Annotated in this window: 5 protein-coding genes and 1 CRISPR repeat array; all 5 genes read right to left on the bottom strand. The window is 39.6% G+C overall.

Annotated features, from left to right (window positions below):
• Nucleotides 1-34: 34 nt before the first annotated feature.
• A CRISPR array of direct repeats spans nt 35-351; the repeat unit is 30 nt; unit sequence GTGTTAATCGAACCATTGTGGAACTGCGAC.
• A gap of 85 nt (nt 352-436) precedes the next feature.
• Nucleotides 437-2,293: a putative porin gene (locus tag NZ519_10580; protein ID MCS7029194.1), complete on the bottom strand. Its 1,857-nt coding sequence runs from the start codon at nt 2,291-2,293 to the stop codon at nt 437-439.
• 197 nt (nt 2,294-2,490) lie between these two features.
• The gene (locus tag NZ519_10575) at nt 2,491-3,636 is read right to left on the bottom strand and encodes an arginase family protein (GenBank protein ID MCS7029193.1); all 1,146 of its coding nucleotides are present in this window, start codon (nt 3,634-3,636) and stop codon (nt 2,491-2,493) included.
• Nucleotides 3,637-3,678: 42 nt separating this feature from the next.
• The gene (locus NZ519_10570; protein ID MCS7029192.1) at nt 3,679-4,338 is read right to left on the bottom strand and encodes a DUF4159 domain-containing protein; all 660 of its coding nucleotides are present in this window, start codon (nt 4,336-4,338) and stop codon (nt 3,679-3,681) included.
• Between the two features lie 20 nt (nt 4,339-4,358).
• Complete coding sequence (locus NZ519_10565) at nt 4,359-6,422, bottom strand: thiamine pyrophosphate-dependent enzyme (GenBank protein MCS7029191.1); 2,064 nt, start codon at nt 6,420-6,422, stop codon at nt 4,359-4,361.
• On the bottom strand, nt 6,419-6,601 hold a 183-nt coding region (locus NZ519_10560; protein MCS7029190.1), incomplete at its 5' end, for a hypothetical protein. The genes NZ519_10560 and NZ519_10565, both read right to left, overlap by 4 nt.

Below are 6,601 nucleotides of genomic sequence, written 5' to 3'. Positions count from 1 at the left end.
AGCAATTGCATATTTTTGTGGTCAAAATTTGGGAGTGTTAATCGAACCATTGTGGAACTGCGACCTTGACATACATTATCAATAATAGTCTATGACGTCAAGTGTTAATCGAACCATTGTGGAACTGCGACCCCCCTTAACAAATAGGTTTTTTTTATCTCAAAGGTTTCAGTGTTAATCGAACCATTGTGGAACTGCGACATGGCGTTGTGGGGCCACTGGTCAAATGTTTTGACGAGTGTTTGGTGTTAATCGAACCATTGTGGAACTGCGACTACACGTTAGGGAGTCTGATTCTTTCCCAGCCTGTTACATCTTGGCGTGTTAATCGAACCATTGTGGAACTGCGACTGTAATTGACATGAATGGGGCAAAGCGCCCCATATTGTTATTACAAGCTATAGCAAACCTGCAAGCTGTGAATATCTCCGCTTGTTTAATCGTAAAATCGCCAGCAAAAGCTCAAACCTAACGCACGCTCTTCCATTTGGTAAAATGGCGTGGTAAAATAGCCTTTCTTTCCCAATAGTCCTTCGGCAATGTTTGTAAAACGAAAATAAAAACTCGCCCTTTTTATACTGAAATTAAAAAAGGGATCAACTCGTACGTATAAGCCTGTATAAGTCGGATACACGCCGCTTTCATAAAAGCTTGGCTTAGCAAAGACATAATCGTAAGCAATATCATACAAATGCCCACGATACTTGCCCGTATAATACACATTTAGTCCCACATGGCAGTACATTTTTTTCTTAAAAATCCACGTAGCATAAAAAATTTTAGTTTGAAAAGTATTAGGAACATTCTTCAAAGAATTTCGAGAATAATGCACAAGATTAGCTATTAAGTTCCACTTTTGGTAATAAACTTGAGCAGATAGTGTAAGCCCTTGATAAACACTTGTTTGAAATGCAGTGTGAAAAAAACCTACGTTTATTTTTCCTATTCTACGGCTTTGCACACCAACTCGGGGATGTACAAAAAAAAGATTCGCATTTTCTTGTAATACGGACAGTTGTATAAAGTTAGTGTCTATTTCAGGTAACGGTACAACTTTGTTCCATACATAGCCCCTTTGATGAATTAAATCATACTGAAAAGCTAAAAAAGTGTATTGTGCCGTTCCTGTACTCTGTATTTGCTGATATGGCAAAAAAGCATTGAGATGCTTTGTAAAGTAATTTTTTAGCCAAATATGGCGACTGCTATCCCCTATTTGCAGCTGTTGTACGCATTTTAGAATATCTACGGTTACGTACTTGGGAAATAGCTCATTATAGGTTTTGTAAAGTGTGCCTTTAGGCGTTTTGGTGTAATTCCTTGTCCACTCTATGCTTTGAGAAAATACTTTTTTGAACCTGTATTGCATGCCAGCACAATACTGCTGCTGCCAAAAGCCAAATTCAGTAACATATCTTTCTTTTTTAGAAGTAAAAGCATTATAGATGGGCAACATTCTATTGAGATTGGTCAATTTGAAAGCAAAATCTAAACGATATTGTAAAGTAGTTTGTAAAGTGTGTGAAGAATTAGCCAACCATTGGTAGCCCAATTGCAGACCTCCAAAGTTGTTTTTAATAAGCGAAAAACCAGAAGTATTAACTGTCTGCACATCTTTTTCAAATAAGTTTGTGGTAGTTGAGTCTATGAAAATACCGCCGTTTTCTGCTTGTTTAAGTTCATTAAAAATAAGGTAGTAATGTGCAAAAAAACGTTTGTTCAGTGCGTAGTAAAAAGAATTAAAATAAGCGTTTCTGACATCGGTGTTGTTGTTTCTGTACATACCTAACCAAGTTAGGCGGTGGTAGCCCCCATGAATATTCCACTGCGGAGTAATATTTGCCGAAAATAAAGCATCAGTAATTTGTAGTTGTCTTTTACCTTGTTGGTATTGTATGCGTGAGTAGGGCGTAAATGTATTTATCAGCTGTAGGCTATCGGGCAAAATTAACCAAGTGTAATATCCTGACAAGTCAAGTGTCCATTGGTTTTGAGGGTTGATGAAGCGGTCTTCTACGCCGAAGTAGTATCGTCTATGCCATCGCCCTGCCATGCCCACACTTTGTACAAAAAAATAAGTATCGTAGTTGATAACATAATCGGGGTTGTAGTTTTCAAAGTTGAGTAAGCTGGTATCTGGTACTTTGGGACTTTCTGAAAGGGACAATTGCAATATTGCATGAGGTTTGTACAGAAGCGTATTTTCTTTACGGTTGCTGTCAGGAATAAATTTTTTCTTTTTGGGTAAAGTATCTTGTTGGGCAAAGGAATGAAATAGGATGCCAAAGGTCATTACTATGAGGGCAAGAGTTGTTTTTTGATAATTTGCGTGAGGCATGCGGAGGGCGTGCGTCAGCACGGTGCGAAGCGCAAGCGAAGCACCGAAGCGATAGCGAAGCCCGAAGCACGCCGACCTTGCCTGCATGAGCGTTAGCGAAATGCAGGCAAGGGCACGCCCAAAAATAAAATCTATCAAAAACTTTTTCATCTTTATTGGTTTTTTATCTTGTGTAGTGCATTCCACCATCGCTTGGGAATAATCCCTTCCAAAGCATTGTAATAATCCTTTTCTGTGCAAGGAACCAATAAGTCATTTGGGTCCTGTACGAGCGTTATGGCTTCATCAGGAAGTTGTATCCACCAACGTTCAGAGATAGGATGCTTGTAAAAAGTAATCGGCATAAACAAAGCATCCGAAACTACATGATACTGAATAAGATTCTGACTGTGAATATCTGCTCTTTCATACCAACGGCTACAATAGCCATCTAAAAAGTACCAGATATTCAGCGCCGCAGCATAGGCAGTTTGATTGTGTATGTCTTTGTTTATCTGTATGTTAGTAATGCTAAATGAACTTACTAAATTTGAAATTCCTGCATAACGGCTAATTCGGCAAGCTTCTTCTAACGTAAATCCTACGGGATTAGGAAAGAGGACTCCTGGGGCATCCGCATAGCGAATGGCACTCATATCGAAATGTACTGCGTTTGACCACCGTAGAGCTGCTTCGGTTTGTCTAAAATCTTCACGAATTTCACTCAATCGTAAGTACTCATATTTAAGGTCTTCTAGCAGCTGCCTTTGTTTTTCAGAAGCCCAATGCACCTGCAAACCTAATATGGTAAGATGATTGAGATAAAAAGGTTCATGGAATAAGACGTTTCGAAGCACGCTATTAGGAGTTAGGTCATAGTTTTCTTCAATATCCAGTTGAGCATCAATACAAGCAAGGTTAATAGGGGATTGATTTTTTTCATAGCCCATGTACTGAGCTAAAAGTAAAGTTTCATCGCCACCTATCAGAATAACTGTTTTGTTAGCTTTCAAAAAAGTTTCAAGAGTATAAGCGATATTTTGAAGGTCTTTTTCTTTATCTTGTTTGAGCAATATATTCCCCACATCTGTAACGTTGCAATCGTGCTGCGTTCTTGCCATTTGATACAGCGCTTGACGTATAGAATGTATGCCTTCCTCTGCGTACTGACCAGTAGGTACGCCCATTAGAATAACCGAAGCATTTTTCCATTCAGGAAAGTCTTCTACAAAAGCATGAATTTGTGCATTCAGCTTGTGAGAAGAAAGATTGCTTACAAGGTTTTCTGCTATGGGCTTGAAATAGAAACTTATGTCCATTTGTGGCAAAAATACGACGGAGTTGGGAATTTGTACTTTTATTTAGTGAGTAATAGCCCAGTAGACTATGTTTGTTCCCATTTTAAGAGCTTGTTGGCGAACAGGTTCGGGGTCATTATATATTTCTTGGTCTTCCCATCCATTTCCTAAGTCGCACTCGTAACTATAAAAGCACACTAAGCGGCCTTCGTGAAAGATACCAAAACCTTGGGGAGGTTTGCCATCATGTTCATGTACTTTTGGCAATCCTTTGGGAAAGTAAAAAGGCTTTTGATAAATTCCGAAATCAAAAGGTAGTTCTACAAAGTCATATTCAGGAAATACCTTTTTCATTTCACGGCGAATGTATTTATCTAAACCGTAGTTATCATCTATGTGTAAAAATCCGCCTGAAATGAGATAATTGCGTAAGTTTTGGGCTTCTTGCTCAGTAAAAAAGACATTTCCATGCCCTGTGAGGTGTACCCAAGCATATTGAAATATCGCCGGGCTGCCTACTTCTACAATATCCTCTTTTTCATGAATTTTGATAGAAGAATGCTGATTGATGAACTTGATTAAGTTAGGTAACGAAGTACGGTTGCAGTACCAATCTCCCCCTCCACCGTATTTAAGCTTAGCAATTTTGAAAGTATTCCCTTGGGCAAAAATATATAAAGGCAAGTTTAGTAACAATACCACTAAAAAAGTTACTTTTGCCATAATACAAAATTACAACTTTTTTACCATTCTAACAGAGCTGCTATTCTTTGCGCTACTTTGTCTGCGTTCGGTAGCATAGCTGCTTCAAGGGCAAGGTTTATAGGTACAGCAGGTAAATTCAACGCACCTATGTAATCCACAGGAGCATCCAAGTGCTTAAACAACCGATGACTAATTCGCCCTGCTAAGGCTTCTATAAATGAGTTTTCAATAGGCTCTTCAGTAACTAACAAAACTTTATTATGCTTTTTGACTACGTGTTCTATCGTTTGCCAATCTAGGGGAGCTAAGGTGCGTAAGTCTACAATTTCTACTTGACCTTTGAAGTGCTTAGCTGCATTTTTTGCCCAATATACGCCCATGCCATAGGTAATTACCGCTATGGAATTTCCTATTTGGCTTTCATCTGCGGACAGCACAATATTCGCTTTACCTAATGGAATGATATAATCCTCATCAGGTTCAATTGTTTTTGCTTCGGCTGTTCCAGGGACTTTGCTCCAATACAAGCCTTTGTGTTCTAACATTATTACAGGATTCGGGTCATAAAAAGCAGCTTTCATTAAACCTTTCATGTCTGCTGCGTTTGAAGGATAAACTACTTTTATTCCTTTAATGGTAAGTAAAGTACTTTCTATGCTTCCGCTGTGGTAAGGTCCTCCACCGCCGTAAGCACCTATGGGTACACGGATAAGGGTCTGAATAGGGCACTTGCCCATAGAAAGATAACAGGATTTTGAAATTTCTTCTACAAGTTGATTTAGCCCCGGCCAAATGTAATCTGCGAATTGAATTTCTACAATAGGTTTGCATCCTACTTGGGACATTCCTACCGTAGAACCAATAATATACGCTTCTTGAATGGGCGTATTAAATACTCTATGGCTGCCAAACTTTTGTGCTAATAAGGCTGCTTCACGGAATACTCCGCCTAAACGTGCACCTACATCTTGTCCGTACAATAGAGCTTCGGGGTGTTTAGCTAAAATTTCGCCTACTGCATGTAAAGCAGCATCAACCATGACTACTTCTTTACCATTCGGTGGGGTTCTATTACCTTTTTCTTCTGTAATTGGTGTAGGTACAAAAATAAAATCCTCTACGGTACTTGGGTCAGGTTCGGGGGCTTGTTTAGCTCGTTCAAAGTCTTCTGATACTTGTTGTTTTGCTTTTTCTTCTATTGCTTTCAGTTCCTCTTGGCTGATTCCTCTTTCTAACAATTGTTGTTCTAAAATAAGAATAGGATCTTGTACTTGACATTCTTTAAGGTCCTCTTCTGTTCTGTACCATTCTTTTCGCACCCCTGAGGTATGATGCCCTAATAGAGGTACAGGAGCGTGTACGAGCATGGGTCCTTTACGCTTGCGTACGTAATCAAAGGCGTAGCTCAAACCTTGGTAGCAGTCTATAAAATCATTTCCTTTGACGCTGTGCGTAGCCATTCCTTTGAAACCTTGGGCATATTCTATGGCGTTCATAGCCCTCATTTCTTCGCTGGTAGCAGAAATTCCCCAGCCGTTGTCTTGTATTAAGTAGAGAATGGGTAATTTTTTTAGCACAGCCATTTGAAAAGCTTCGGCTACTTCGCCTTCAGTTACAGCTCCATCGCCCAATGAGCAAACTACGATTGGCTTGGTATCCGATGGATTAAGATTCTCCAAGTATTGAATACCTTGTGCAAGCCCTGTCGCAGGAATAGCTTGCATCCCCGTAGCGCTGGATTGATGAATGATTTTAGGTTTATCTTCTTGTTTTAAGCTCGGATGACAGTAGTAAGATCGCCCACCTGAAAAAATATCATCTCGTTTAGCTAAGAGCTGCAACATCAATTCATAAGGTGTTAAGCCGATACCCAGCAAAATAGAGTCATCTCTATAATACGGGCTTACCCAGTCGTAGGGTTCTAGTAGGAAAGCTGTAGCTAATTGTACTGCTTCATGTCCGCGTGAGGTAGAGTGGACGTATTTACATATTGTTCGGTTAGCATCATAAATTTCTGCCATAGCTTTGGCAGTTTGCATGTATGTATAGGCTTTTTTAAGCAGGTCTATATCTATGGCGGCAAAAGTTTTTAGTGCCTTCATCTGATTAAGCTATCTAGTGCAAAGTTACAGTTTAGTTGATACTTGCAAAAATTAAGATGGATTGTATTTGAATAGATTTTTATAAATTTTTTTTGGGCGTGTCCTTGCCCACACTTCGCTTGCGCTTGTGTGGGCAAGGTCGGCGTGCTACGGGCTACGCTAACGCTTCGGTGCTTCGC

The organism is Bacteroidia bacterium, assembly GCA_025056095.1.
GTDB lineage: Bacteria > Bacteroidota > Bacteroidia > JANWVE01 > JANWVE01 > JANWVE01.
This window is presented reverse-complemented; position numbering and strand designations above follow the sequence as displayed.

Coding starts and splice junctions, on each gene's coding strand:
- NZ519_10565 (MCS7029191.1), bottom strand. CDS start 6,422: ATGAAGGCACTAAAAACTTTTGCCGCCATAGATATAGACCTGCTTAAA.
- NZ519_10570 (MCS7029192.1), bottom strand. CDS start 4,338: ATGGCAAAAGTAACTTTTTTAGTGGTATTGTTACTAAACTTGCCTTTA.
- NZ519_10575 (MCS7029193.1), bottom strand. CDS start 3,636: ATGGACATAAGTTTCTATTTCAAGCCCATAGCAGAAAACCTTGTAAGC.
- NZ519_10580 (MCS7029194.1), bottom strand. CDS start 2,293: ATGACCTTTGGCATCCTATTTCATTCCTTTGCCCAACAAGATACTTTA.